Here is a 25,244-nt window from a genome sequence, read left to right on the forward strand (position 1 = left end):
ACGCTCCGCTTTAAAGCTCCGGGGCGCCTTGCCTGGCTCTAGCTCAGAAGCTCGGAAGGGGCCAAAGCGAAAGCAAAGGCAAAGGCAAAGGCAAAATCAACGTCAAAAGCCAGCGGAACTTGGCGAATCCATTTTTTAGGCGCTGCTTCAGGCAGCCCGTGTCTTAAGGTTTTTCTGTCACATGCGCGTTTTAGTTGCTGAACATGATCACGCTTTGTATGCGCAGTTGCTGCGCGGGGCTCAACCGGATCTGGAGCTGGTGGCCAGTGATGATCCAACCGAGTTGGCGCGCTTGGCGCCGGAGTGCGAGGTGTGGTTGGGGGAGCCGGGGTTGTTGGCATCGGTGTTGCGTAAGGGGCATGTGCCGCAGTGGTTTCAGTCGACCTGGGCGGGCATTACGCCGTTGTTGGCGAAGGATTTACCGACTAGCTATCGCCTGACGCGTGCGGTGGGAATTTTCGGGCAGGTGATGGCCGAATACGTGCTCACGTATATGTTGGCGCACGAGCGCGAGGTGTTGGCGCGGCTGGCGGCTCAGGTGGAGCGGCGTTGGGATAATCACGCGCCGCGCAGCCTGGCTGGGCGGCGGGTGCTGATTGTCGGTACGGGTGATATCGGCCTGAGCGTGGCGCAGTTCTTGGCGCCGTTTGGGGTCGAGTTGTATGGCGTGGCGAGTTCGTCACGTGAGCTGGCGCCGTTTAAGGAAGTGGCGGCGATGGATCAACTGCCGCGTTTAGTGGCGCAGGCGGATTACGTGATCAATCTGCTGCCTGATACGCCCAGTACGCACGATATTTACAACACGACACTGTTCGCTCAGTTCGTGCCGACGGCGTTGTTTATTAACGCCGGGCGCGGGGTGGCGGTGGTCGATGCGGACTTGGTGGCGGCGCTGCGGGATGGGCATCTGGCCGGCGCCATTATTGATGTGTGCCGTCAGGAGCCGTTGCCGGCGCGCCATCCGTTCTGGACTGCGTTCGGCTTGTTGCTCACCGGCCACAGTTCGGCGCCGACCCAGCCGCCGTTGATGGCACAGCTGTTTCTGGACAACTTGCAGCGCTTGCAAAGCGGCGAACCGCTGCGCGGCGAAGTGGACTTTTCCAAGGGCTATTAAGAGTGGTTCGCAGGCCCGTCAAACGGCCTGCAACCGTTTGGCAATGCGGCCTTGGCCGGTGCCGAGGCAGGCGCTAGACTGCCGGCCTTTTTCACCAGCCCGTACCTTGCCATGGCCGCCAAAGTCGAACCTTTCTGGAAACGCAAAACCCTCGATCAGCTCGACCAGGACGAGTGGGAGTCGCTGTGCGACGGTTGCGGCCTGTGCTGCCTGCAAAAGCTCGAAGACGAAGAAGACGGCAGCGTTTACTACACGCGCATCGCCTGCAAATTGCTCGACCTGAAAACCTGCCGCTGCAGCAACTACCCCAAACGCCGCGACTTTGTGCCCGACTGCATCCAGCTCACCCCCGGCCAGGCCAGCGAATTCCAGTGGCTGCCGCCGACCTGCGGCTATCGCCTGGTAGCCGAGGGCAAAGACTTGGAAAGCTGGCACCCATTGGTGTGCGGCGACCCGGAAATGGTCCACAACGCTGGCATTTCTCAGGTCGGCGCGATGCTCAGTGAGACGGCCGTCCCGGAAGATGACTGGGAAGACTATATGATCTTCCGCTCGGGCTGAGCCTGGCCCGTGGTCCCAGGCGACCCATTATTCATCTCGGTGAATCAAACAACCGAGGCCCGGTCATAGGGACGTACCGCGCCGCATCAACAAGGAATTGTCTGCAATGCCCAGCCTCCGTCATGCGTTTGTTTCCGCCGTTTTACTCCTCGCCAGCAGCCCGCTCTGGGCGGTGGAAAAAGTCGACCTCGATTACACCGTGCGTTTGCTGCCCGACAGCGACCAGGCCGAGGTGCGCCTGACCCTGGCCAAAGGCGAGGCGGTGCGCAGCCTGAGTTTCAACCTGGGCAAAAAGGGCTACTTCAGCGACTTCACCACCGACGGCACCTGGCAGCTCAACGCGGCGCAAGCGGGCGAGCAGCAGCAGGGCGTCTGGCAGCCGGGCAAAGGCAAAACCAGCCTCAGCTACCGCGTGCGCATCAGCCATCCGCGCCCGGCGGCCGACGGCAAAGCCACTCGCTACGACGCGCGCATGACCGCCGACTGGGCCTTGCTGCGCGGCGATGACTTGGTGCCCAGCGCGCGCCTGGACCAGCACGACGGCATCGAGTTGGTGTCGCGCCTGCAATTTGAATTGCCCAAAGGCTGGAAAAGCGTCGAAACCGGCTGGCCGCGCATTGGCAAAAACCGCTTTCGCATCGACAATCCCTCGCGCCTGTTCGACCGTCCGACCGGCTGGATGCTGGCCGGCAAAATCGGCACCCGACGCACCACCTTGGGCGAAACCGAAGTAACCGTCGCCGCGCCCGTGGGCTCCGGCGTGCGGCGCATGGACGTGCTGACGATGCTGACGTTCGTGTGGCCGCAGGTGCAGGCCGTATTCCCGCGCGACCCGGCCAAGCTGCTGGTGGTGGGTGCGGGCGACCCGATGTGGCGGGGCGGTTTGTCGGCGTCTAATTCGCTGTTTATGCATGCCGACCGGCCGTTGGTCAGCGAGAACGGCACCAGTTCGTTGGTGCATGAACTGGTGCACGTGTTCAGCCGCATCCGCGACACCGACAACAGCGACTGGATCAGCGAAGGTCTGGCTGAGTACTACGCCATCGAACTGCTGCATCGCGCCGGCGGCATGACCACCGAGCGTTACAAAGCGGTAAACGCCAACCTCAAACAGTGGAGCCGCAAAGTGGTGAGCCTGCGCGGCAACAGCGTCAGCGGCAAAACCACGGCCCGCGCTGTGCTCCTGCTGCAAGACCTCGACCGCGAAATCCGCAAAGCCACCGGCAACAAACGCTCGCTCGACGATGTAAGCCGCGGGTTGATGCGCATGGATGTGGTGAGCACCAAGGATTTTATCGGCGTTGCTGAAGATGTTATGGGTGGGGCGTCGAAGGTGTTGGATACGCCGTTGTTGAAGCAGGCTGATTAAAGAGCGTATCGCGACAGTTTTGGATGTATTGCACTAGGGCCGCGAAGTTGGGACAACCGGCACCGTCATTCCCGCGCAGGCGGGAATCCAGAAACTCAAACTGCCCTCGATGAAAACTGCCAACGCTGATATATAAGACTGGCCGATGGTTCTGCGAGATCGATTATTCTGAAAGAGAATCGGCGATTTCGAATATGTTAACTTCAAGACCCTTATCTTTTACTGCACGTTCAAACTGCTTGCGCAGGCTTTTTGGTATGAGTTCATATTCCTCTCTGGTCTTTCGGTCAAAGCTTCCTTGAAGGCCGACATAAAGGTCCAGTGCTTCAATCAGAGATTTTACGTCCTCTGGGAAGATGTTTTCGGAGCGAAATAAATTTAGAACTTCGACGTGTTTACGTATGACAGTGTTCTCTTCTAGATAAACGCATGCTGATAACCTATTCCATTTTTCGCGGAGTATCATTATTTGCGCCTGTCGTCGATTCAGAAAGTTTATATCTGAAGCCTGCAATTCTGGTTTTTTCTTTTCAGTGTTTTCGCACTCTACGGATTTCGAATTGTACTCCGCGAAGGCCTTGCGAAGGGAGAACATGTGTTTGTCTTTTAATTCGATCTCATCGTCCTGATTGGAAGCTCTCGCACTCATCGCTAGGGCGGCCAGGAATAATGCTAAGAGCATGGTTTTAATGCGCATCTTGTACGCACTTCCAAAAATCTCTCTCTTGACGAGTTATATCACCCGATAATATGAGATGGGCCGTTGCAACCCTAACCCTATCTTTGACTATTTTCGATACGCTGGCCACCGACTGCGAATATGTTTCAAAATCGAATTGCGATATCGAATAAGCGGAAGATAGTGGGTTGTTTTTGACAAATAGTTGGATTATCACGCCGCCCGACATGGATATGCTCAGAAAGCTGCCATTTCTATAAAAGCCTTCTATCTGTTCAAGTGTTTTTTTGCTGTCTCGGCCGAAATTTATGTCTTTGATACTGCAAAACATTTAGTAACTCCCTCTGGCCTTCATTAACAGAGGGGCAAGTTACAGCTGTCGGGGGCTTGAGAAAGTAGGACCACAAGCGTTGCGCTGTGGCCCGTTTTCTATATTTATTAGGATATTTCGGCGTGACAGTGGCGTTACCGTGCCAACAGCATTTTCAAGACTGAAACGACTTTCCGAAGAGGGTCCGGACTTGGTATTCAGCCCCTTCGCCATGCGGTCATACAGCACCACATTCACCGTCGCCGCCAAATTCATGCAGCCGTTGGTAGGGATGTAAATCACCTCTTCGCACCAGGCCAACACCTCTTTGCTCAGCGAGCCATCTTCGGGGCCGAAGATGTAAATGGCGCGATCGGGGTGGGTGTATTCGGTCAGCGGTTTGGCGCCTTCCACCAGCTCCACTGCCACCGGGGTACAGCCCAGCGGAATGATGCTTTGCAGGTCTTCGATGCCGATCAACGGGATGTCCTGGTGGACCATCTTGGTGTCGGTGGCGAATTCCTGTGCGCGGGCGTAGCGCTTGCCGGTGTAGAACACCGAGTTCACGCCGTAGCAGCCAGCGGCGCGCATGACGGCGCCGACGTTGTCCGGGGATTTTGGGTTGAACAACCCGATACAGCTGTAGCGACGATTAGCCACAAAACGCTCTCTTATTCTTTGCTTTTCAACAGCGCAGCCAGGTCGGCAAAGGCTTTGTGGGTGACTTTCGGCCCGGTCGGGCTGGCGGTGGAGCCTTCGCTGAAGTACTGCTGATCGGTGTAGCGCGAGTGTTCGTTGTCGTGACAGAACAGGCAGAGCAGCTCCCAGTTGGAGCCGTCTTGCGGGTTGTTGTCGTGGTTATGGTCGCGGTGGTGCACGGTCAGTTCGCTCAGGCGTTTGCCTTCGAACTCGCGTTGGCAGCGGCCGCAAATGTGTGGGTACATCTTCAGGGCTTTGGCCCGATAACCTTCTTCACGGCTGCGCTGGGCTTCGGCGATCAGCCGGTCGGTTTTAAGCGTGGCCGCCGATTTTTCAGTGCTCATGGGATGTCCTGTTCAGTCCAGGTTGAGAGTGCGGTAATGGTGAGCCCGGCGCGCGGGCTTCTCAAGGGCTTCAGCGTTTTTCCGCGATCCAGATGGTGTGGCGTGTGCCTTTGTTGCCGTGGGCATACACCTGCACTTCTTTCACCGCGAAACCGGCCTTGGCCACGCGCTCGGAAAACTTGCGGTCGGCGCTGGCCGACCACACGGCCAGAATGCCTTTGGGCCGTAGCGCGCGGTGGCAGCTGCCCAAGCCGGCGGCAGAGTAAAGCCAGCTGTTGCCTTTTTGCGTCAGGCCTTCGGGGCCGTTGTCGACGTCGAGCATGATGGCGTCGAAGCCTGCCGGTTCGCCTTGCAGTACATGGGCGACGTCGGCCAGGCGGATTTCGGCCCGTGGGTCGTCAATCGGCATGCCGGCTTTCAGACCAAGCGGGCCACGGTTCCACTCGATGACGCCGGGCACCAGCTCGGCCACCACCACCTGCGCAGTGGCGCCCAGGTTTTTCAGCGCAGCGGCCAGGGTGAAGCCCATGCCCAACCCGCCGATCAGCACTCGCGGCGCGGGGCGATGGGCGACTTGCTTGCATGGGATTTCGGCGAGCGCATCTTCGGAACCGTGCATGCGCGTGTTCATCAACTGGCCGCCGTCGCCACCCTGAATTTTGATCACGAAATCTTCGCCGTACTCGAACAGGCACAGCGCGCCGCCGTTTTCGGGAATGGGGGCGGTGTCGAGCAGAACGAAGCGTTTCATTGAGGGTGAGCCTTATGCGGGGCGCGTAGTCTAACGTCCACGTCACGGTTACGGAGGTGCGTTATGCAACTGTTTAGATTGATGGTGCTGGGGGCGGGCGTTATGGCCGCCGCCGCAACGATGGCTGCCACGCCGGGTTCACCTGGCACCGCCACGCCTAATCCTTACCAGACGATTCAGCCGCGCAACGTGCCGATGCCAGCGCCCGCCGCCCGGCCGACCACGCCCGGCGACTACAACCCGCGCACCGCGCCGCCCGCCAACACGGTTAACCCACGCGACAACGGCCTGCCACAAATGCAACAGGCGCCGAGCACGCCAAAGGTGAAGCCGGCTGAGCCGGTGAAGCCAAGGGTTGAGGAGTAGGCGCTCCTACAGGTGCCACTTTTGGGCTGGAAGACACCCGCCTTCCAAACCCCACCGTCATCCCCGCGTAGGCGGGGATCCAGAATTTCGGATGGAATACAGCGTGCGGGTGCCCACTTGTGTGGGAGCGGCTGGGCGGCATTCCGAATATCTGCGATTCCTGGGCGCGGTTAAATCAAGAGCATCGCGGCTAAAGCCGCTCCTACAGATTCCACTTTGACTGGTAGAACCCCACCGTCCATCACCCCGCCAGCCCCAACACCTTCAGCAGAAACGCATATTCCAACGCCACATCCTTGATCCCTTGATAGCGCCCACTCATGCCGCCGTGCCCGGCGCCGAGGTCGGTTTTCAGCAGCAGCAGGTTGTCGTCGGTCTTGTGCGCGCGCAGCTTGGCCACCCATTTCGCCGCTTCCCAGTACTGCACGCGGCTGTCGTTGTAGCCGGCCACGGCGAGCAGCGCAGGGTAGGCCTGGGCGCTGACGTTTTCGTACGGCGCGTAGCCCTTGATGCGCTCGAATACTTCGGGGTCGTTCGGGTCGCCCCATTCGTCGTACTCGGTAACGGTCAGCGGCAGGTCGGGGTTCTGCATGGTGTTCAGCACATCCACGAATGGCACTTCGGCGATGGCAGCGGCGAACAGGTCGGGCCGTTGATTGAGCACCGCGCCAATCAGCAAGCCGCCGGCGCTACCGCCGCTAATCGCCAGTTGGCTGCGGGTGGTGTAGCCCTCGGCGAGCACATGCTCGGCGCAGGCAATGAAGTCGCTGAAGGTATTGGCCTTGTGCTCAAGCTTACCGGCGCGGTACCAGGCTTCGCCCAGTTCGCCGCCGCCGCGAATGTGGGCGATGGCGAAGACAAAACCACGGTCCAGCAAGCTCAAGCGGGCATGGGAAAACCATGGGTCCAGGCTGGAACCGTAAGCGCCGTAGCCATACAGATAGAACGGCGCCGGTTTGCCCAACGTTTCCCGCCGAGCCACCAGGCTGATGGGGATTTGCGTGCCGTCACTCGCGGTCGCCCAAAGGCGCTGGCTGACGTACGCATCGGCGTCAAACACCCCTTCAACCGGCGTTTCTTTCAATACGATTTGCTCGCTATTGACCAGATGCAGCTGGCGCACCTGGGCCGGGCGGTTCAGCGCTTCGTAACGCAGCCGAATCACCTCGCTTTCGAACTCCAGGCTGTCCTGCACGTGCAGGCTGTACGCCGCGTCAGGCAGTTGCACCCGCGCGGGCGTTTGGCCCAGGCCGTGCACTTCCAGAATCGGCAGGCCACCTTCGCGCAGGCTGAGTACCAGGGCGCCGGCGTTGAGAGTGATGTCTTCGAGCATCACGGCCGGGTTATGGCCGATCAGTTCCTGCCAGTCGCTGCGCGCCGGCACGCCAGCGGTGGCGGCGTGGTACAGAGCGAAGTTGATGCCGGTCTGGTTGCTGCGAATGACCCAGCCCCATTGGCCCGCCTCGGCGCCGTGCACCAGGCGGCCATGGTCGACAAAGTATTCGTGGCCTTCTTCACGCGGGGCCAGGCAGGTGAAGGTGCCGTGCGGGGTGTCGGCGTCCAGCGCCCAGGTTTCGCAGGTGGTTTTGCTATTGAGCAGCACGAACAGCTGGCGCTCGGAGCTGCTGCGGTAGCAGTTGACGAAGAAACGCCCGTCGAGCTCTTCGAACACCTGCTCGGCGCCTTCGGTGCCCAGGGTGTAACGGTTCAGGCGGTAAGGGCGGTGGGTGTCGTCCAGTTCGCCGAAGAACAGCGTCTGGCTGTCGTTGGCCCAGGTCATGCTGCCGTCGCAGTCGTCGAAGGGCAGGGCGGTGATGGCGCCGCTGGCCAGCTCTTTGACGAACAGCTGATAAATCTCGTCGCCGCTGGTGTCCAGGCTGTAGGCGAGGCGCGTGTAGTCGGGGCTGACGCTAAAAGCGCCTAGCGATAGGAAGCCGCCGTTGGCCAGTTCGTTCGGGTCGAGCAGCAGCTCTTCGCTGGCGTCGTCCACGGTATGGCTGCCATCGGCCGGACGCGCGCAGCGGTAGTGGCGCGGGTATTCGTCGCCGGCGGTGGTGCGGGTGTAATACAGGTGCGGGCCCCAGGGCGAGGGCAGCGACAGGTCGGTCTCGCGGATCCGACCTTTGATCTCGGCGAACAACTGCTCACGCAGCTCGGCTTGTTCGGCCAGTTGGGCATCGAGGTAGGCGTTCTCGGCGTTGAGGTATTCGAGTACCTCGGGAGTGTCGCGGTTTTCCAGCCAGTGGTACGGATCGTTGCCGTTTTCGATGCGGGCGATAGGGGCTTGCGGCATACCAAAACTCCAGAGCAAAGGCGGCCGACGTCAGACGCGCCGGGCAGGAGAAAAGCCGCTATCATAAGCGCCCCTTCGCCAGCATCGCCACGAACCGCATGAACGAACACGATTACGTCCTCGCTTGGGGCCTGTATGCCATCGCTGCCCTGGGTTGCTTGCTGGTGAGCTTCCTGATGACCGGCTGGATGTGGCGCTACTTGCGCGAGCCGCTGCGGTTGGTCATCGCGGTGCTGCTATTCACACCCACTGTTGTCGACCCCGGCAAAGAATTGTATGCCCCGGCTGTAGCGGTGACTGCGCTCGATTTGCTGTTCAAAGTCGGCAGCAACATGTGGACCGCCGTTTCCGACCTGGCCATGTACGGCATGATCGCCGTGGTCGTTTATGTGCTGTTCGTGCTGATTCGTTGGCCCATCGAGCGGGCGTGGAACAAGCGCAAAGCCGCCAAGGCCGCGCCGGCACCGGTTGAAGAAGATGAACCAACCCTGCGCGAGCTGATGGAACGCGAGCCACAAGGCCAGCCTTATATCCGTCCCGCCGCCGACAGCCGCACCCAGCCCGCCAGTGGCAGTGGCGGCCGTCGTGAACGCATCGAACCGCGTCTGTAAGTCCCTGCCCAATCCAGTTGTCCGGAAGAGTTGAGCCATGTGTGAATTGTTGGGCATGAGTGCCAACGTACCGACCGACATCGTGTTCAGTTTTACCGGCCTGATGCAGCGCGGCGGCGGCACCGGCCCGCACCGCGACGGCTGGGGCATCGCCTTCTATGAAGGACGCGGCTTGCGCCTGTTTCAGGACCCACAAGCCAGCGTCGATTCGGAAGTGGCCAAGCTGGTGCAGCGCTACCCAATCAAAAGCGAAACCGTGATTGGCCATATCCGCCAGGCCAACGTAGGCAGGGTTTGTCTGGCCAATACACACCCGTTCGTGCGGGAACTGTGGGGCCGCAACTGGTGCTTCGCCCACAACGGCCAACTGGCCGACTTCGCCCCGGCGCCGAGTTTTTATTGGCCGGTGGGCGACACGGACAGCGAGGCTGCGTTTTGCGATTTGCTTAACCAGATTCGCAGCGCCTTTCCGCAGTCGGTGTCGGTGGAAATGCTCTTGCCGACCCTGGTGCGCGCCTGCACGGCGTACCGCACCAAGGGCGTGTTCAACTGTCTGTTGAGCGACGGTGACTGGTTGTTCGCTTATTGCTCGACCAAGCTGGCGCAAATCACCCGCCGCGCGCCATTCGGCCCGGCACGGTTGAAGGATGTGGATGTAATCGTCGACTTCCAGGCCGAGACCACACCCAACGACGTCGTCACCGTGCTGGCCACCGAGCCACTTACCGAAAACGAAAGCTGGACCTTGTACCAACCTGGCGAATGGAGCCTGTGGCGCCGCGGCGAATGTATCGCCAGCGGCCGCAGCTAAGCCGGGCGACGGACCCATCCAAGGAGCACAGGAGCAGGCATGTTCAGAAGTTATCTACGTTTGGTGTTGTTTGCCGTCGGCCTGCTGGTTGGCGTGCAGATTCCGGGCTTTATCAGCGATTACAGCCAGCGCATCGAAGCGCATTGGAAAGAGTCGGAGCAGAGCCTCAGCGGCTTCCGCCAGACCGCCAACCAATTCTTCAACGGCGACCTCGACGCCCTGGTCGCCCACTACCGCGCCAGCAACGACCCGGTGTTCGCCAGCGACGCCAATAGCCTGACCAACCTGCTGGTGCGCTCGCGCTTGCTGGACCGCGAATGGCAAGCCATGACCGGGCCGTGGTACGTGCGGGTATGGCATGTGGCGTTCAATCCCAACCCTGAATTGTTTAAGGAAACCTACGAGGGCTACCGCTACCAGGTGCTGCTGGCGCCGGAGGCGATTGCCTGGGGTATTTTCTGCGCGTTCGTGTTGGCGTTTTTGATCGAGCTGCTGGTGCTTGGGGCAGGGTGGACCTTGGGCGTGAACCGCACCCACAAGGTTACCCAGCATGAGCAGCGGCCCTGGCGGTAAAGCAATTTCTGTAGGAGCGGCTTTAGCCGCGATGCTTTTTAAGATCAACAGCATCGCGGCTAAAGCCGCTCCCACAAAAGAAGAACGGGCCCTTTCGAGGCCCGTTTTTTATTTCGACAAGAACTTCATCCCGTCTTCCAGCCCGCGAAGGCTCAAGGGATACATGTGGTCTTCCAGCAACTCGCGAACGATGTTGGTGGACGCCGTGTAGTTCCACGTGTCTTTGGGGTACGGGTTGATCCAGATGAGCTTTTTGTATTTCTCGCGAAAGCGCTGCATCCACACATAGCCCGGCTCTTCGTTCCAGTGCTCGACGCTGCCGCCGGCTTGGGTGATTTCGTAGGGGGCCATGGCGGCGTCGCCGACGAACACCACTTTGTAATCGGCGCCATATTTGTGCAGCAGGTCTTGCGTGGAAAAACGCTCCGAGGTGCGGCGCAGGTTGTTTTTCCACACCGATTCGTACACGAAGTTGTGGAAGTAGAAATACTCCAAATGCTTGAACTCGGTTTTGCACGCCGAGAACAACTCTTCGCAGACCTTCACGTGGGCGTCCATCGAACCGCCGATGTCGAACAGAATGAGCAGCTTCACCGCGTTACGCCGTTCCGGGCGCATCTGAATATTCAGCAAGCCGCCATCGCGGGCGGTGAAGTCGATAGTGCCGTCCAGATCCAGCTCATCCTGCGCGCCCTGGCGGGCAAACTTGCGCAGGCGACGCAGGGCCACCTTGATGTTGCGGGTGCCGAGCTCCACCTGGTCGTCGAGGTTTTTGTACTCGCGCTGGTCCCAGACTTTTACCGCTTTGCCCTGACGCTTGCCGGCATCGCCAACGCGAATGCCTTCAGGGTTAAAACCACCTGAACCGAACGGGCTGGTGCCGCCGGTGCCGATCCACTTATTGCCACCTTCGTGGCGTTCTTTCTGTTCTTCGAGGCGCTTCTTGAACTCCTCGATCAGCTTGTCCAGGCCGCCGAGCGACTCGATCTTGGCCCGCTCTTCGTCCGTCAGCGAACGCTCGAATTCCTTGCGCAGCCACTCATCAGGGATCAACGCCTCGATGTGCTGGTTAAGATTTTCCAGGCCCTTGAAATAGGCGCCGAAGGCACGGTCGAACTTGTCGAAATGGCGCTCGTCTTTGACCAAAATCGTGCGCGACAGGAAATAGAACTCGTCCATGTCGGCAAACGTCACGTTGTGCTTCAACGCATTGATCAAATCCAGCAGCTCACGCACCGAGACCGGAACCTTGGCGGCGCGCATTTCGTTGAATAGGTTGAGCAGCATGGCTGCGTCTCCGTTGGAGTTTCACTCGATCAGTCCCCTCGCCCCTCAGGGGAGAGGGCTAGGGTGAGGGGCTGCGGGCAACACGGTGTCGCTCCCGGCCCTCACCCCCAGCCCCTCTCCCGCAAGCGGGCAGAGGGGAGCACAGCAATTGACTTTGTTACCGGCCAGCGCGGCGGCTCATGAAGGCCAGGCGCTCAAGCAACTGCACATCCTGCTCGTTCTTCACCAACGCCCCCGCCAACGGCGGAATCGCCTTGGTCGGATCGCGTTCGCGCAATACCGCTTCGCCAATATTGTCGGCCATCAGCAGCTTCAGCCAATCCACCAATTCAGAGGTCGAAGGCTTCTTCTTCAGGCCCGGCACTTTACGCACGTCGAAGAACACATCGAGCGCTTCGGCCACCAGGTCTTTCTTGATGTTGGGGTAGTGCACGTCAACGATCTGCTGCAGCGTGGCGCGATCGGGGAAGGCGATGTAGTGGAAGAAGCAGCGGCGCAGGAAGGCGTCTGGCAGCTCTTTTTCGTTGTTCGAGGTAATGATGATGATCGGGCGCTTCTTGGCCTTGATCGTCTCGTTGGTCTCGTAAACGTAGAACTCCATCTTGTCGAGTTCTTGCAGCAAGTCGTTGGGGAATTCGATGTCGGCTTTGTCGATCTCGTCGATCAGCAGAATCACGCGCTCATCGCTCTCGAACGCTTCCCAGAGCTTGCCCTTCTTGATGTAGTTGCGCACGTCGTGAACTTTGTCGCTGTCCAGTTGCGAGTCGCGCAGGCGGCTTACCGCGTCGTACTCGTACAGGCCCTGGTGCGCTTTGGTGGTCGACTTCACGTGCCAGGTAATCAGCTTGGCGCCGAACGAGGCGGCCAATTGCTCGGCCAGCATGGTTTTACCGGTGCCCGGCTCACCCTTGACCAGCAGCGGGCGCTCCAGGGTGATGGCAGCGTTGACTGCCAATTTAAGGTCGTCGGTTGCGACGTAAGCCTGGGTGCCTTCGAACTTCATCGGAAAATCCTCAAACGGATAGCAGCAAGTTCCTATGGAACCTGGCGGTTTCAGTAGATGTAGACGCCGACTATAGCGCGGCCGTCCCACGGCTGTGAACGCGGACGCACTATTCAGTCACTGAATGGGCAGTCACCCCGACGAAGGTGTCAGTAATCGCCCGTCGGTTAGGGTCGGATTCATTCCTCGGTGGGTTTGCCTCGCTCATACCGGGCATTGAATGCCTGTACGAAGCCATTACGCAGAATCGCCAGGAATGCCTGAAAGGCGCTGACGTCTTGCTGGTGCACGTTGCCGCTGAGTTCGACGCGGGTGGCGAATTGGTCTTTCTGCTGGTTTTTCAGCACCGTTTCGCTGCCGCCGACCAGTGCTTCCCAAATCGAGCGGAAGAAGCCTTTGTCTTTTTCCTCAACGTCTTGCTGCCAGTTGAAAACATCGACATCGCGCAGCAGCGGTTTGATATAGCCGCTGAGCTGAGCTTTCTTGGCGTTCGCTTCGATCACCAGGTCGCCATGGCCGGCGTTAAAGTCGAATTTTCCGTAAGCGCTGGAGAAGTCGTTGAGTTTGCGCAGCTCAACGTCGCGGGCGCGCAGGCGGAATTGGAAGTCTTCGAAGTTCTCGTAGGGGTCGAACACGATGGTGCATTCCAGCGGCGCATGGCCCAACAACAGCGCCTTGCCTTCGAAGTGCGCGACGCGCTCGCCGTTTTTGTCAGCCACGTTGGTGAGGTTGTAGAGGCTGGCGTTGACCTCGGTGGCCTGCATATCCACCGGCGGGGTGGAGGTGAAGTTGTGGAAGCCCAGCTTGCCGTCTATTACGCGAACCTCATTAAGGGTGATCGGCAGCAATTTCTCTAGCTGCTCGCGCCAGTTCACGCCTTTACCGGTCTGCGTCGCGTCTTCGTTTTTGCCGCCATCGACGAAATTCAAAGTCGGCGCAATAAACATGACTTCAGCCACCACCGCGTGGTCATACCAGAGCGAGTGCCAGCTGACCGCGATGTCGATTTGTGGCGCTTCGAGCAGCGGAACCGGCACGTTGCCGTCTTCTTTATGAATGTTCAGGCCATTAATTTGATAAGCGCCGCGCCACCACGCCAGGTCTACATCGGTGATGTGGCCCTGGTATTCGCCCATGTCGGCGAGCTTGCCGTTGAGGTAGTCGCGCACCACGTAGGGCAGGGTGAAGTGCAGAACCAGCACCAGGACAATCAGTCCAATCAGGGTCCAGAGTGGCCAGCTGTAGCGTCTTTTCATGGGGTTGACTCCGATTTGCTGGCGGTTTGGCATCGCTCAAACGGCGTGCGTGGCTCGCCCGGCAATCTCGTTTGAAGTACTAGCTAGACTGTCCCCAGGCCGCTCGGGTTCGGATTTTTTCCGGCTGGACGCCTGCCCGTTGGCGGGCATAGGCTGTTTTTCTTTCGCATCAACCAAGGATTAGAGGATATGAGCCGCATCTACGCAGACAACGCCCAGTCCATCGGCAATACGCCGCTGGTATTCATCAACCGCCTGGGCCCCAAGGGCGTCACCATTCTGGCCAAGATCGAGGGGCGCAACCCCGCGTATTCGGTGAAGTGCCGCATCGGCGCCAACATGGTGTGGGACGCCGAAGAGCGCGGCGTACTCAAACCCGGCATGACCATTGTTGAACCCACCTCGGGCAACACCGGCATCGGCCTGGCGTTTGTCGCCGCGTCACGTGGCTACAAGCTGATGCTGACCATGCCGGCCTCCATGAGCCTGGAACGGCGCAAGGTGTTGAAGGCGCTGGGCGCTGAGCTGATGCTGACAGAAGCGGCGAAAGGGATGAAAGGCGCGATTGAAAAAGCGTCGGAAATCGCTGCCTCCGATACCAGCAAATACTTTATGCCGCAGCAGTTCGAGAACCCGGCCAACCCGGCGATTCACGAGAAAACCACCGGACCGGAAATCTGGAACGACACCGAAGGCGCCATCGACGTGCTGGTGTCGGGCGTCGGCACCGGCGGCACCATCACCGGTGTGTCGCGCTATATCAAAAACACCTGCGGCAAACCGATTCTCTCGGTGGCGGTGGAACCCAGCAGTTCGCCAGTGATTACCCAGGAACTCGGCGGCCACGAGTTGCGCCCGGCACCACACAAAATTCAAGGAATTGGCGCCGGCTTTGTGCCGAAAAACCTCGACCTGAGCATGGTCGACCGCGTGGAAACCGTCGGCGATGACGAAGCCAAAGCCATGGCGCTGCGGCTGATGCGCGAAGAAGGCATTTTGTGCGGCATTTCTTGCGGGGCGGCCATGGCAGCAGCGGTTCGCCTGGCTGAGCGCCCGGAAATGCAGAGCAAAACCATCGTCGTGATTCTTCCCGACTCCGGCGAGCGTTACCTCACCAGCATGTTGTTCAGCGACATGTTCGACGAGCAGGAACTCGTCCAATAAACCGGCGTTGGTTGGGCTGAGCGCCAGGCTTGGCCCAACCCAACCCACCCCTTACAAGGTGTGTTGCCCATGTTGCAGTCTGTCTCCCCGAAAAACGACATCACCCCCGAAACCAGCGCCACGCCAGAACCTCCCAAGCCCACCTCGGCGGGCATTTTCTCGCCGTTTGCGGTGCGCGCTTTTCGCATCATCTGGATCGCCAACCTGTTCGCCAACCTCGGCACCTGGGCGCAGTCGGTGGCCGCCGCCTGGGTCGTCACCGAAGCCCATGCCAGCGCGCCGATGGTGGCGATGATTCAAGTGGCGTCGGCCTTGCCGCTGGTGGTGCTGTCGATTGTGTCCGGGGTGCTGGCCGACAACCATGACCGGCGCAAAATCATGCTCATCGGTCTGACCTTCGAGCTCAGCGGCGCCACCTTTCTGACCGTCATCGCGTTCGCCGGGCTGCTCGATCCACTGCTTTTAATCGTCTCGATTCTGTGGATCAGCCTGGGCGGCGCCATCACCATTCCGGCCTGGCAAGCGGCGGTGAACGAGCAGGTGCCACCGACCATGGTGGGTAACGCGGTGCTGCTCAACAGCGTGAACTACAACGTGGCGCGCGCCGTGGGGCCCGCGCTCGGGGGGCTTTTGCTGAGCGTGACCGGCTCGGCCTGGGTTTTTCTCTTCAACTGTTTGTGCTACCTGGGCTTGATCGCGGCCATTTGGCAATGGCGGCGTCATGTGCCGGCTCGGCAGTTTCCGCCGGAGCACATTGGCGAGGGCGTCATCGCCGCGCTGCGCTTCACCCAGCATTCCAGCGTGACGCGCTTGGTGATGCTGCGCTCGTTCAGCTTTGGTCTGTCGGCCAGCTCAATCTGGGCACTGTTGCCGATTCTGGCGCACCGCAACCCCGAAGGTGACGCGTCGGTGTACGGCTATATGTTGGGCGCGCTGGGCATCGGTGCGATTGTCGGCAGTACGCTGGTCAATCGCGCTCGGCAACTGGTGGGCAGCAGCCGTTTGATCAGTTTTGCCGGCTTGTTGCTGGCGGTCATCGTGTTGCTGCTGGGCAGCGTCGATACCTTGTGGGTGCTGTATCCGGCGCTGTTGGTGGGCGGCGCCTGCTGGATTGCGGCGGTGGCCACGTACAACTCGGCGGTGCAAATTCTGGTGCCGGACTGGGTCAAAGCCCGCGCCCTGGCGCTGTACCAGACCGCGCTGTATGGCGGCCTGGCGTTGGGCTCGTTCTTGTGGGGGCACCTGGCGCAGACCATGGGGGTGCAGGGCGCGTTGCTGGCGGCCGGCTGCTTGATGCTGGCTTCGGCGCTGCTGCTGTACCAGTCGCGCTTACCCGAGTTGGACGCCAGCAATATCGCCCATGCGCCCGCTACCTTGCCCGGCCAGCCGACGTTTGTGTTCAACCCGGAGCGCGGCTCGGTGCTGGTGAGCATCGAATACCGCATCCCCACCGAGCGCACCCGCGAGTTTGTCAAAGCCGTGCAAGGCTTGCGCAGCCTGCGCTTGCGCAACGGCGCCGAGCGCTGGGCGATGTACCGCGACGTCAGCGATCAGGAGGTATGGCAAGAAGTGCTGGTGGTCGATAACTGGCTGCAACACTTACGCATGCTCGACCGCCTGACGCTGTTCGATAAAACCCTGATCGACAACGTGGTGCTGCTGCACAGCGGCGAAGAGCCGCCACGGGTGCGGCACGGCGTGAGTTACGAGTCGGGTAATTACGACAGCGTGCCGTAAGGCGTGCGCTCAGGAGGCTTTGGCGACTTTGGCTGGCTGTGTCGGTTTGACCACCAGCCACAGCGCCAGGCCGATCAGCACGCCGCCATATAAATAGGCCCACGACAGCGGCTCGCCGAGCAGCAGCACGCCCCACAACACGCCGAAAGGCGGCACGGCGAAGGTAACGGTGGAGGCTTTAATCGGGCCGATGTCGGTAATCAGGCGGAAATACAGCACATAGGCAAACGCCGTGCACACCAGACCAAGCCCGGCGAGGGACAGCCACACGGTGACGTCGCCCCAACTGGCCGGTGGTTGTTCAACCACGGCATAGCCGAATAGCGGCAACAGAAACAGCGTGGCGCCAAACATGCTGCCGCAGGCGGTGGCGCGGTTATCCAGCGGCACGCCGCCCAGCCATTTGCGCGTGAGAAAACCGGCGAAGCCGTAGCAGGTAGTCGCCACCAGGCAGGCGAGGGCGCCCCACAACAACTGCGCATCGAAAGCCACCGGGCCAGTGCGGGTGAGCAAACCGACGCCAAGCAACCCCAGCACCCCGCCCAGCGATTTGGTCGGCGTTGGCGGCTCGGCGAAGAACAGCATGCCGATGAGCACACCCATGAGCGGTGTGGTGGCGTTGAAAATAGAGGAATAGCCAGCGGGCAACACCATGGCGGCCAGGCAATACATGGTCGCGGGCAGGCCAGAGTTGATCACGCCCAACACCAGCAAGTGGCGCATTTTGCCGTGGAAATTCCACTGCACGCGCATCACCCAGAGAATCACGATCAAACCGACCGCTGCGAGCGCGACGCGAAAGAACGCGCTGGGCAATGGTCCGAGCACTGGCACGATCACCCGCATAAATAGAAAGCTGGCGCCCCAAATGGCAGCCAGACTCAGCAGGCGAACGTAATCTGCAAGTCTCACAACAGTCTCCAGCCTCGGATAAAGAGGCGAGAGTGTTGCCGCTGGGTCGGCGAATGGCAATCCGATTGTTGCGCTTGAATATGCCTACGCAGGGAAGTAAGACGTGCACACTTCCTACACGAGAATTAGCGCCATTACCCAATCGGAACGATTGCTTCAGGGCGTAGGGTCGGGCTCGGCATCGCCAGGGACTGCTTCGTCGTTCATGTCGGAAGGCAGCATGACCATGAGTTCATGCATGTCCACCATCAAGTAGCGACCGATGCGGCGGGTGGGCAGCACGCCTTGATCTACAAGGCGCTCAATGTGCGCTTGGCGCTTGGTTAAACCGGCGGCCTCGCAAAAACGCTTAACGCTTAAATAACGGGGGCATTCGCGGAACCATGCCTGGGTTAGCTGTATTTCTTTCATAGGGCTTCCTGCACCATCGCGACCTGTCAAAGCACCTGACAGGTTTGGTTTCCTTAATCTCTGTTCCGCATTCTATTACTAAAGGTTAGGGGTTTAATCCGGTTTGTACCTAACTGGTAGTAAAGATCGGAAATACGGTATCTCGACAGGAAGTACAGATGAACAATCAACGTTTTCTCTTCACCGCTGGCCAACGACTGCGCGGTTTGCGCGAGTTGATGGGCTTGAGCCGTCCAGCGTTTGAGAAATTGACGGGTATCGACAGGAAGCGCCTGGAAAATATTGAAAGCGGTCAGCAACGCATGCACGACATCGATTTTGAGAAAGTCTGCAGCCTGTATCCCGAATTCTCACGCTGGATCACTTACGGCGGTCCGGTGGATGGGGAGGTGGAGTTGAAGGTAGCGGATTCCGGGCAACTGAACGCGGTGTATCTGGTGCAGCGCAACCCGGCGCTACTGGAAAATCTAGGGCTGACGCTAGAAGACTGGACCCATCGCCACGAACCGCAGTTGCAATTGATCAGCGAAAGCGAGGCGCTGCAAGAGCGCCAGTCAGCACTTGAGGCGGAGCAGGGGAGCGACGTTGACGAAAAAGGTGCGGTGACCGACCCCGATAACGCTCAGCGCTGAGCGATCGTCTTCGCCAACTGACACAAATACGCCACCACATCCGGCGCGCCGGCCAGGCGCAAGCCTTCGCCCAAGGCGGTGGCTTCGGCGGAATGTTTGGGTAACAACAAGAACTCTGGCGCGCCGGGAGTACGCAACATGGCCAGCCGCGCGTAGGGCACGCCTTTGTCGAGCAACAGCCCCATGAACTGCGGATCGCTCCAGGCCTGCACGGGCATGGCCAGCATGTGATAACCGGCCTGCAGGGCGTGCAGTCCGGCTTCGTTGATGCGGTAGCGGGTCAGCTCGGCGGGCAAGGTCACGTCCAATCCCCGCAAACGTGCATAGGCAATGGCGCTGGCAAATGCCTCGTGGTGGTGCTCGCCGGCCCAATACACGCGATTGCCGACCCAGTCGGCCTGGCGCAGTACGATGCGCTCGCCGGCCAGAAAACGCGGAAGTGCGGTGCTGATAACTCTGACGAAATCTTTGTAGCTAATGATGCGTATGCCTTTACACGCCTCGCTGCTGGCGTACTGCTCGAAGCTGGCGAAGGGTGGGGCGCTGAGGTCGCTGCCGCACAGGCCGTCGATCAAGCGCAGGTCGAAGGCGTTGAGCTGCTGAGTGTCGTGCTCGACCACTTTGATCAGCATGGCGTGAGCCTCGGCTTTGTCTTCCTGCACCGGGCCGGAGAGCGCGTTACGCGGCAGGTCGACCAAGCGTTGCAGCGGTGCGCCGTTTTGCCACCAGATTTGCTCGCTGGGCTGCGGCAATACCTGAAACGGCAAACGCAGTTCGCTGGCACGTTGCAAGATATGCCGCGGCCCACGGCCACTCAAACCCAGGCGCTGCGCCAGGGCTGAAATGCGTTCGGTAAGGGAGGCGGGATGCTCGCTGGGACTCATGGCCAAATGCTAGTTCCTAGGTCATGCAAGCCAGTGTGGCAGACGATGTGCAAATGTGCCGGAGCAATTGTCCAACCCTGCATAACGGTCGTGCAGCCGGGCATGCCCAGCCAGCGGCCATGTGCCTGCGACCCAGTTGTGGTCTGTGGCAGTATTGCGGGAATCATTTGCGAGGTAGCCTCCATGCCAAGCCTGGAGTTGGATATTGCCCTATCTGTCGAACGTTTGCGCGCGGTCTATCAGGGGCAGGCCAACCGAATCCTGTTACGTAGCCGCGATGGTCGGCGTGTCAGCCTGCCGGCGCACCACTTGCGGCCTTTTCTGACCCACGACGGCGTCTACGGTTCATTCGAGCTGGAGTTTAACAGCGCCGGCGAGCTTGTCGCCCTGCGGCGTCTTACAGCAACGCGCTAGCGCCTCGCCGTGCAGCGCCGGGCAGGGCTATAATCGCCGACCTTTTTTCTCGAGCGAAGCCCGCCCATGTACACCCTGGCCCGCGACCTGCTTTTCAAACTCTCCGCAGAAACCTCTCATGAGTTGTCGATCGACATGATCGGCGCCGGCGGCCGCCTGGGCTTGAATGGCGTGTTCTGCAAACAGCCGGCGCGCGTGCCGGTGCGGGTGATGGGCCTGGATTTCCCCAACCCTGTCGGCCTCGCGGCCGGGCTGGACAAGAATGGCGACGCCATCGACGGCTTCGCCCAGTTAGGGTTCGGCTTTGTGGAAATCGGCACCGTGACGCCGCGCCCGCAGCCGGGCAATCCCAAGCCCCGCCTTTTCCGCCTGCCGCAAGCCGAAGCCATCATCAACCGCATGGGGTTTAACAACCACGGCGTCGACCATCTGCTGGCGCGGGTTCAGGCGGCGAAATTCAAAGGCGTGCTGGGCATCAACATTGGCAAGAACTTCGACACGCCGGTCGAGCGCGCCGTCCATGATTACTTGCTGTGCCTGGATAAGGTCTACGCCCACGCCAGCTACGTGACCGTCAACGTCAGCTCGCCCAACACCCCGGGCCTGCGCAGCCTGCAATTCGGCGACTCGCTCAAACAACTGCTCGAAGCGCTGCGCCAGCGCCAGGAAGACTTGGCCCAAGTGCACGGCAAGCGCGTGCCGCTGGCGATCAAGATTGCTCCGGACATGAGCGATGAAGAAATCGTCGAAGTGGCCAACGCCTTGGTGCAGGCCGGAATGGATGCCGTCATCGCCACCAACACCACCTTGAGCCGCGACGGCGTGCAAGGCCTGGAGCACGGTGACGAGGCGGGCGGGTTGTCCGGCGCGCCGGTGCGCGAAAAGAGCACCTACACCGTCCGAGCATTGGCCGCCGAGTTGGGCGGGCGTTTACCGATCATCGCTGCGGGTGGCATTACCGAGGGCAAGCACGCTGCCGAGAAAATCGAGGCGGGCGCGAGTCTGGTGCAAATTTATTCGGGCTTTATCTATAAGGGCCCCGCGTTGATCCGCGAAGCGGTGGACGCCATCGGGGCGATGCCCAAGGCCAAATAACCCAAAGGCGAAAAACGCAGCCAATAAAAAAAGGCCTCCTTAAAGGAGGCCCTGGGCTCTCGCCCGCCGTCCGGATGGGACGTGCATGGTTAAGCGGAGAGTAAATAAGTAGTCGGAGTTTCCCTGTTTAACCGACTGCGTTGAGTTCATTAAGCCTATGGATACCGGCGGTGCCGATCAGTCCGTCCCAGTTGTCACCGCGACCCTCTCGCCAGCCGTTGATCCAGGCTTGGCGCACGGACGGAAGAGTAAATGGACACAATTCACGAGATTTGCCATGGACGCCAAATTGATAGCCGCGCAAAAAAGCTCTTTCTAAAGGATCACGCTTAAGTCTTCTCATAGGGTGTTGCCCTCACTTGTTGACTGTTATGTCCTGGTTCGCCTCTTGACGAGGCCTGGCAGAAAGCCTCTGCCAGTGGAGCCCGCTGCCGGCGTTACGGGTCTCCTCCCAGCGCCGTTGCGACGTTGGGCTGAGTTGATTTCTATCGAATGCGGCGGGTGCTGGGAATGATCGTTTTGTCATAAGCACGTAACGTTTGTCGTGGTGCGGCCATAAGCAAACCGCTACGGTACGGCCTGCGCCAACGGGGCCGGGGCCGCAGCTGGAAATAACGGCGATTGGCCAGTGCGATATTTTCGCAGTTGCGATGTTCATCGATTCCGACGAAGGGTCTCGAATACGTTTTTTTGCGGTGTCCGTCGCCTTTTTTTGGTGTCGGATACCGCCGCCAAACCTGCAAGCAGGCGCGGCAAAGGGGTTGCGTCTAGGCTGCTTTCACACGGGCTGGCCTGGCAGCTCGAGCCGTAAGGCTCACCAAGCGCTTCATTTCGATGCGCGGGACCGGAGGGTAGAACCCCGGTTTTTAACCGGGCACGCAGCTCAACTGCGCGCCATTACGCTTAGGCACTGGAATACACATGTCGGATCGTTTCGAACTTTTTCTTACCTGCCCCAAGGGCTTGGAAGGCTTGCTCGCTGAGGAAGCCACCGCGCTGGGGTTGGAGGAAACCCGTGAACACACCTCGGCGATCCGCGGCTTCGCGCAGATGGAAACGGCCTATCGCCTGTGCCTCTGGTCGCGCCTGGCCAACCGCGTATTGCTGGTGCTCAAGCGCTTTCCCATGGCCAATGCCGACGACCTCTACGACGGGGTGCTGGACGTCGACTGGGCTGAGCACCTTGACGCGGCCGGCAGCCTGGCCGTCGAGTTCAGCGGCAACGGCTCGGGTATCGACAACACCCACTTCGGCGCCCTGAAAGTGAAAGACGCCATCGTCGACAAGCTGCGCACCAGCGCCGGCGAGCGTCCCTCCATCGACAAACTCAACCCGGACCTGCGCATTCACCTGCGCCTGGACCGTGGCGAAGCTATCCTCTCGCTCGACCTCTCCGGCCACAGCCTGCACCAGCGCGGCTACCGCTTGCAGCAAGGCGCCGCGCCGCTGAAAGAAAACCTCGCCGCCGCCGTGTTGATTCGCGCCGGCTGGCCGCGTATTGCCGCTGCCGGTGGCGCGCTGGCCGACCCCATGTGTGGTGTCGGCACCTTCCTGGTCGAAGCGGCAATGATTGCTGCCGATATCGCTCCCAACCTCAAGCGCGAGCGCTGGGGCTTTACCGCCTGGCTCGGCCACGTGCCGGCGCTGTGGAAAAAGCTGCACGCCGAGGCGCAGCAGCGTGCGGACGACGGGCTGGCGAAACAGCCGTCGTGGATTCGCGGTTACGAGGCCGACCCTCGCCTGATTCAACCGGCGCGCAACAACATCGAGCGCGCCGGCCTTTCCAACTGGATCAAGGTGTACCAGGGCGAAGTCGCCACCTTCGAGCCGCGCCCTGACCACAACCAGACCGGCCTTGTGGTGTGCAACCCGCCGTACGGTGAGCGTCTGGGGGACGAAGCCAGCTTGCTTTATCTCTACCAAAACCTCGGTGAACGCCTGCGCCAGGCGTGTATGAACTGGGAAGCGGCGGTGTTTACCGGCGCGCCAGATCTGGGCAAGCGCATGGGCATTCGTAGCCACAAGCAATACGCCTTCTGGAACGGCGCACTGCCCTGCAAGCTGCTGCTGATCAAGGTGCAACCCGAGCAATTCGTTACTGGCGAGCGCCGCACCCCTGAGCAGCGCGAGCGCGAGCGTGAGCAAGCGGCCCAGGGGCATGAAGTCGAGGCGCCGGCCAGCGCGCCAGTCGAGCAGGCACGCCTGAGCGAAGGCGGGCAGATGTTTGCCAACCGATTGCAGAAGAACCTGAAAACCCTGGGCAAATGGGCGCGCCGTGAGGGCGTGGATTGCTACCGTGTTTATGACGCGGACATGCCTGAATACGCCCTGGCTATCGATCTGTACCACGACTGGGTGCACGTTCAGGAGTACGCGCCGCCCCGCACCATCGACGCCGACAAGGCCCAGGGGCGGCTGTTCGACGCCCTGGCGGCCATCCCGCAGGCGCTCGGTATCGATAAGTCGAAGGTGGTGATCAAGCGTCGCGAGCGCCAGAGCGGCACCAAGCAGTACGAGCGCCAAGCCAGCCAAGGCACCTTTACCGAGGTCAGCGAAGGCGGCGTGAAGTTGCTGGTCAACCTCACCGATTACCTCGACACCGGCTTGTTCCTCGATCACCGCCCGCTGCGCCTGCGCATCCAGCGCGAAGCGGCCGGCAAGCGTTTCCTCAACCTGTTCTGCTACACCGCCACGGCGTCTGTGCACGCGGCCAAAGGCGGCGCGCGCACGACCACCAGCGTCGACCTGTCGAAAACCTACCTGGACTGGGCGCGGCGCAATCTGTCGCTGAACGGCTTCTCGGACAAGAACCGTTTGGAGCAGGGCGATGTGATGAACTGGCTGGCCGCAGACCGCGAGGAATACGACCTGATCTTTATCGACCCGCCGACCTTCTCCAACTCCAAGCGCATGGAAGGTGTGTTCGACGTGCAGCGCGACCACGTGCAGTTGCTGGACCTGGCCATGGCGCGGTTGGCGGCCGGTGGCGTGCTGTATTTCTCCAACAACTTCCGCAAGTTCCAGCTCGATGAAGGACTGGCGGCGCGGTATCAGGTGGAAGAAATTACCGCCAGCACGCTCGATCCGGACTTCGCCCGCAACGCGAAAATCCACCGCGCGTGGCGTTTGATGGCGAAGTAACGAATCTGACGCCCACAAAAAAGCCGCTCTGTTGAGCGGCTTTTTTGTGGGCGCTTACTGCGCGTCGAACGCTTGGCCGTTCACGCCTTGGCTGTCTGGCCCCATCAGGTACAGATACACCGGCATGATCTCTGCGGGCAGCGGATTGTTCATCGGGTTTTCGCCGGGGTAGGCGTGGGCGCGCATGTCGGTGCGGGTGGCGCCCGGATTGATGCTGTTGGCGCGCACGTTGGTGATGTCGGCCACTTCGTCCGCCAGCGTTTGCATCAGGCCTTCGGTGGCAAATTTCGAGACGCCATAGGCGCCCCAATAGGCCCGGCCTTTGCGTCCTACGCTGCTGGAGGTGAAGATCATCGACGCATCGGCAGACAGTTTCAGCAGCGGCAGCAAGGTGCTGGTGAGCATAAACATAGCGTTCACGTTCACCTGCATCACGCGCATGAAATTGTCGCCAGACAGCTGCTCCAGCGGCGTGCGCGGGCCAACGATGGACGCGTTATGCAGCACGCCGTCGATGTGGCCGAATTCGTTTTCGATCATCACCGCCAGTTCGTCGTACTGGTGCGCCAGCGCTGTTTCCAGGTTGAAGGGAATCACCACCGGTTGCGGGTGCCCGGCCGCTTCGATCTCGTCGTACACGGCGCTCAGATTGGCTTCGGTTTTACCGAGCAGCAGAACGGTGGCGCCATGGGCGGCGTAGGTTTTTGCAGCGGCGGCACCGATTCCACGGCCGGCGCCAGTCACGAGAATGGTACGGCCCTTGAGCAAGTCGGGGCGGGCGGAATAGTCGAACATCAGCAGTCTCTCTAGGAATAAGCCGGTCGGGC

General features: G+C 60.4%; 25 protein-coding genes and 1 pseudogene. 13 read left to right on the forward strand and 13 right to left on the reverse strand.

What is annotated here, in order from left to right:
* Nucleotides 1-181: 181 nt before the first annotated feature.
* The 3 genes from ACZZZP_RS08550 to ACZZZP_RS08560 all read left to right on the forward strand — a co-directional run bounded on the left by ACZZZP_RS08550 (nucleotide 182) and on the right by ACZZZP_RS08560 (nucleotide 3,044).
* Nucleotides 182-1,114 carry a D-2-hydroxyacid dehydrogenase gene (locus ACZZZP_RS08550; protein ID WP_463382416.1) on the forward strand — a complete coding sequence of 311 codons (933 nt, stop codon included), beginning with the start codon at nucleotides 182-184 and terminating at the stop codon, nucleotides 1,112-1,114.
* 111 nt (nucleotides 1,115-1,225) lie between these two features.
* Nucleotides 1,226-1,675 carry a YcgN family cysteine cluster protein gene (locus tag ACZZZP_RS08555; RefSeq protein ID WP_122497842.1) on the forward strand — a complete coding sequence of 150 codons (450 nt, stop codon included), beginning with the start codon at nucleotides 1,226-1,228 and terminating at the stop codon, nucleotides 1,673-1,675.
* A gap of 106 nt (nucleotides 1,676-1,781) precedes the next feature.
* Nucleotides 1,782-3,044, forward strand: a complete 1,263-nt coding sequence (locus ACZZZP_RS08560; protein WP_463382417.1) for a hypothetical protein — start codon at nucleotides 1,782-1,784, stop codon at nucleotides 3,042-3,044.
* Nucleotides 3,045-3,207: 163 nt separating this feature from the next.
* On the opposite strand, the gene ACZZZP_RS08565 is transcribed toward ACZZZP_RS08560, so the two are convergent.
* The 4 genes and pseudogenes from ACZZZP_RS08565 to ACZZZP_RS08580 form a co-directional block, all read right to left on the reverse strand.
* A complete protein-coding gene (locus ACZZZP_RS08565; RefSeq protein ID WP_463536440.1) occupies nucleotides 3,208-3,741 on the reverse strand; it encodes a hypothetical protein in 534 nt (177 codons plus the stop codon).
* 493 nt (nucleotides 3,742-4,234) lie between these two features.
* A pseudogene (locus tag ACZZZP_RS08570) lies at nucleotides 4,235-4,693 on the reverse strand (RNA methyltransferase); the annotation flags it as partial.
* An 11-nt stretch (nucleotides 4,694-4,704) separates the two neighbouring features.
* Nucleotides 4,705-5,076: a YajD family HNH nuclease gene (locus ACZZZP_RS08575; RefSeq protein ID WP_108099891.1), complete on the reverse strand. Its 372-nt coding sequence runs from the start codon at nucleotides 5,074-5,076 to the stop codon at nucleotides 4,705-4,707.
* A gap of 70 nt (nucleotides 5,077-5,146) precedes the next feature.
* Complete coding sequence (locus tag ACZZZP_RS08580; RefSeq protein ID WP_463382419.1) at nucleotides 5,147-5,827, reverse strand: spermidine synthase; 681 nt, start codon at nucleotides 5,825-5,827, stop codon at nucleotides 5,147-5,149.
* A 63-nt stretch (nucleotides 5,828-5,890) separates the two neighbouring features.
* Between ACZZZP_RS08580 and ACZZZP_RS08585 the strand changes: the two genes are divergently transcribed.
* Nucleotides 5,891-6,193, forward strand: a complete 303-nt coding sequence (locus tag ACZZZP_RS08585) for a hypothetical protein (protein WP_463382420.1) — start codon at nucleotides 5,891-5,893, stop codon at nucleotides 6,191-6,193.
* Between the two features lie 241 nt (nucleotides 6,194-6,434).
* Here ACZZZP_RS08585 and ACZZZP_RS08590 read toward each other — a convergent pair whose 3' ends face one another.
* Nucleotides 6,435-8,486 carry a S9 family peptidase gene (locus ACZZZP_RS08590; protein ID WP_463382421.1) on the reverse strand — a complete coding sequence of 684 codons (2,052 nt, stop codon included), beginning with the start codon at nucleotides 8,484-8,486 and terminating at the stop codon, nucleotides 6,435-6,437.
* Nucleotides 8,487-8,584: 98 nt separating this feature from the next.
* Here ACZZZP_RS08590 and ACZZZP_RS08595 point away from each other — a divergent pair, with 98 nt between their 5' ends.
* From ACZZZP_RS08595 to ACZZZP_RS08605, 3 genes are read left to right on the forward strand one after another with little or no spacing between them, the layout of a single operon-like run.
* Nucleotides 8,585-9,097 (forward strand): MFS transporter, encoded by a 513-nt coding sequence (locus ACZZZP_RS08595; protein WP_463382422.1) that lies wholly within the window; start codon nucleotides 8,585-8,587, stop codon nucleotides 9,095-9,097.
* A gap of 37 nt (nucleotides 9,098-9,134) precedes the next feature.
* A complete protein-coding gene (locus ACZZZP_RS08600; protein ID WP_463382423.1) occupies nucleotides 9,135-9,908 on the forward strand; it encodes a class II glutamine amidotransferase in 774 nt (257 codons plus the stop codon).
* Between the two features lie 39 nt (nucleotides 9,909-9,947).
* Nucleotides 9,948-10,481, forward strand: a complete 534-nt coding sequence (locus ACZZZP_RS08605) for a DUF2937 family protein (RefSeq protein WP_463382424.1) — start codon at nucleotides 9,948-9,950, stop codon at nucleotides 10,479-10,481.
* Nucleotides 10,482-10,589: 108 nt separating this feature from the next.
* Here the strand turns inward: ACZZZP_RS08605 and ACZZZP_RS08610 are convergent, their stop codons facing one another.
* From ACZZZP_RS08610 to ACZZZP_RS08620, 3 genes are all read right to left on the reverse strand, one after another.
* Entirely contained in the window at nucleotides 10,590-11,768 is a 1,179-nt protein-coding gene (locus ACZZZP_RS08610; RefSeq protein ID WP_122453321.1) for a vWA domain-containing protein, read from the reverse strand.
* A 157-nt stretch (nucleotides 11,769-11,925) separates the two neighbouring features.
* A complete protein-coding gene (locus ACZZZP_RS08615) occupies nucleotides 11,926-12,771 on the reverse strand; it encodes an AAA family ATPase (protein ID WP_122453320.1) in 846 nt (281 codons plus the stop codon).
* Nucleotides 12,772-12,950: 179 nt separating this feature from the next.
* Nucleotides 12,951-14,060: a DUF748 domain-containing protein gene (locus tag ACZZZP_RS08620; protein WP_463382425.1), complete on the reverse strand. Its 1,110-nt coding sequence runs from the start codon at nucleotides 14,058-14,060 to the stop codon at nucleotides 12,951-12,953.
* A 156-nt stretch (nucleotides 14,061-14,216) separates the two neighbouring features.
* On the opposite strand from ACZZZP_RS08620, the gene cysK reads away from it, so the two are divergent.
* Both cysK and ACZZZP_RS08630 read left to right on the forward strand, forming a co-directional pair.
* The gene (gene cysK, locus ACZZZP_RS08625) at nucleotides 14,217-15,191 is read left to right on the forward strand and encodes a cysteine synthase A (RefSeq protein WP_463382426.1); all 975 of its coding nucleotides are present in this window, start codon (nucleotides 14,217-14,219) and stop codon (nucleotides 15,189-15,191) included.
* A 69-nt stretch (nucleotides 15,192-15,260) separates the two neighbouring features.
* Entirely contained in the window at nucleotides 15,261-16,928 is a 1,668-nt protein-coding gene (locus tag ACZZZP_RS08630; RefSeq protein WP_463536441.1) for an MFS transporter, read from the forward strand.
* 9 nt (nucleotides 16,929-16,937) lie between these two features.
* On the opposite strand, the gene ACZZZP_RS08635 is transcribed toward ACZZZP_RS08630, so the two are convergent.
* Both ACZZZP_RS08635 and ACZZZP_RS08640 read right to left on the reverse strand, forming a co-directional pair.
* Nucleotides 16,938-17,840, reverse strand: coding sequence for a DMT family transporter (locus ACZZZP_RS08635; RefSeq protein ID WP_463536442.1), 903 nt, complete (start codon nucleotides 17,838-17,840; stop codon nucleotides 16,938-16,940).
* Nucleotides 17,841-17,996: 156 nt separating this feature from the next.
* Nucleotides 17,997-18,251 (reverse strand): MerR family transcriptional regulator, encoded by a 255-nt coding sequence (locus ACZZZP_RS08640; RefSeq protein WP_122497869.1) that lies wholly within the window; start codon nucleotides 18,249-18,251, stop codon nucleotides 17,997-17,999.
* Nucleotides 18,252-18,409: 158 nt separating this feature from the next.
* Here ACZZZP_RS08640 and ACZZZP_RS08645 point away from each other — a divergent pair, with 158 nt between their 5' ends.
* The gene (locus ACZZZP_RS08645; protein WP_122497871.1) at nucleotides 18,410-18,883 is read left to right on the forward strand and encodes a helix-turn-helix domain-containing protein; all 474 of its coding nucleotides are present in this window, start codon (nucleotides 18,410-18,412) and stop codon (nucleotides 18,881-18,883) included.
* On the opposite strand, the gene ACZZZP_RS08650 is transcribed toward ACZZZP_RS08645, so the two are convergent.
* The gene (locus tag ACZZZP_RS08650; RefSeq protein WP_463382428.1) at nucleotides 18,874-19,767 is read right to left on the reverse strand and encodes a DUF6685 family protein; all 894 of its coding nucleotides are present in this window, start codon (nucleotides 19,765-19,767) and stop codon (nucleotides 18,874-18,876) included. The genes ACZZZP_RS08645 and ACZZZP_RS08650 overlap by 10 nt on opposite strands.
* Nucleotides 19,768-19,950: 183 nt before the next feature.
* Here ACZZZP_RS08650 and ACZZZP_RS08655 point away from each other — a divergent pair, with 183 nt between their 5' ends.
* Together ACZZZP_RS08655 and ACZZZP_RS08660 are read left to right on the forward strand one after the other, a co-directional pair.
* On the forward strand, nucleotides 19,951-20,181 hold the full coding sequence (locus ACZZZP_RS08655; RefSeq protein ID WP_463382429.1) for a DUF2835 domain-containing protein: 231 nt from the start codon (nucleotides 19,951-19,953) through the stop codon (nucleotides 20,179-20,181).
* A 66-nt stretch (nucleotides 20,182-20,247) separates the two neighbouring features.
* The gene (locus ACZZZP_RS08660; protein WP_463382430.1) at nucleotides 20,248-21,276 is read left to right on the forward strand and encodes a quinone-dependent dihydroorotate dehydrogenase; all 1,029 of its coding nucleotides are present in this window, start codon (nucleotides 20,248-20,250) and stop codon (nucleotides 21,274-21,276) included.
* 127 nt (nucleotides 21,277-21,403) lie between these two features.
* On the opposite strand, the gene rmf is transcribed toward ACZZZP_RS08660, so the two are convergent.
* Nucleotides 21,404-21,619, reverse strand: coding sequence for a ribosome modulation factor (gene rmf, locus ACZZZP_RS08665; protein WP_122453312.1), 216 nt, complete (start codon nucleotides 21,617-21,619; stop codon nucleotides 21,404-21,406).
* A 578-nt stretch (nucleotides 21,620-22,197) separates the two neighbouring features.
* Between rmf and rlmKL the strand changes: the two genes are divergently transcribed.
* The gene (gene rlmKL, locus ACZZZP_RS08670) at nucleotides 22,198-24,417 is read left to right on the forward strand and encodes a bifunctional 23S rRNA (guanine(2069)-N(7))-methyltransferase RlmK/23S rRNA (guanine(2445)-N(2))-methyltransferase RlmL (protein WP_463536443.1); all 2,220 of its coding nucleotides are present in this window, start codon (nucleotides 22,198-22,200) and stop codon (nucleotides 24,415-24,417) included.
* A 54-nt stretch (nucleotides 24,418-24,471) separates the two neighbouring features.
* Here the strand turns inward: rlmKL and ACZZZP_RS08675 are convergent, their stop codons facing one another.
* Nucleotides 24,472-25,212 (reverse strand): YciK family oxidoreductase, encoded by a 741-nt coding sequence (locus ACZZZP_RS08675; RefSeq protein ID WP_122497877.1) that lies wholly within the window; start codon nucleotides 25,210-25,212, stop codon nucleotides 24,472-24,474.
* Nucleotides 25,213-25,244: the final 32 nt, after the last annotated feature.

It is taken from the genome of Pseudomonas sp. AC211 (assembly GCF_979258055.1).